Origin of the sequence: Pseudomonas sp. RIT778 (assembly GCF_019718735.1) — a bacterium.
Taxonomy (GTDB): domain Bacteria; phylum Pseudomonadota; class Gammaproteobacteria; order Pseudomonadales; family Pseudomonadaceae; genus Aquipseudomonas; species Aquipseudomonas aphyarum.
Map to the genome: position 1 here is coordinate 1 of NZ_JAIHBA010000079.1, position 659 is coordinate 659.

General features: G+C 63.7%; 1 protein-coding gene. It reads right to left on the reverse strand.

The window, feature by feature from the left end:
* A partial coding sequence (locus tag K5E37_RS29330; protein ID WP_221535832.1) for a YgcG family protein occupies positions 1-659 on the reverse strand: 659 nt, incomplete at both ends.

A 659-nucleotide genomic window follows, 5' to 3' on the forward strand; every position in this document is an offset into this window, starting at 1 on the left:
CAGTCCACCGCCGCCGCCAAAACCACCGCCACCAAAGCCGCCCCCTCCTCCGGAGCCGCCCCGGCCGGCGGGAAGGATACCGAGCATCTGGCAGACAAAAACAGTCAGGATGAACAACATCACCAGAAATACGAACAACGCCGGGTGGCGCGAGACGAAATCATCGGCGGGATCGCCAGCCGATTCATACACCGTGGACGGTTCGTCCAGCGGATTGCCGCCCAGCACCACCAGCATCGCCGCGACACCGTCGCTGATGCCCTTGCTGAAATTGCCGGCCTTGAACGACGGCGTGATCACCTGATGGATGATCACCGAACTCTGGGCATCGGTCAGGCGATCCTCAAGCCCGTAGCCGACTTCGATGCGCAATTTGCGCTCGTCCCGGGCGACGATCAACAGGGCGCCGTTGTTCTTGTCCTTCTGGCCGATGCCCCAGTGTCGGCCGAGTTCGACTCCGTAGTCCTCGATGGTGGCGCCTTGCAGGTTCGGCAAAGTGACGACCACCAACTGCTCGCCGGTCGCCTGTTCGTGGGCCTGTAATTGCTGGTTCAGTTGCGCGCGCACCGACGGTTCGATCATCTGCGCGTCGTCCACCACCCGCCCGGTCAGCGCCGGGAAGGTCAACTCGGCCCGGGCGCTGACGGCGAACAGCCACA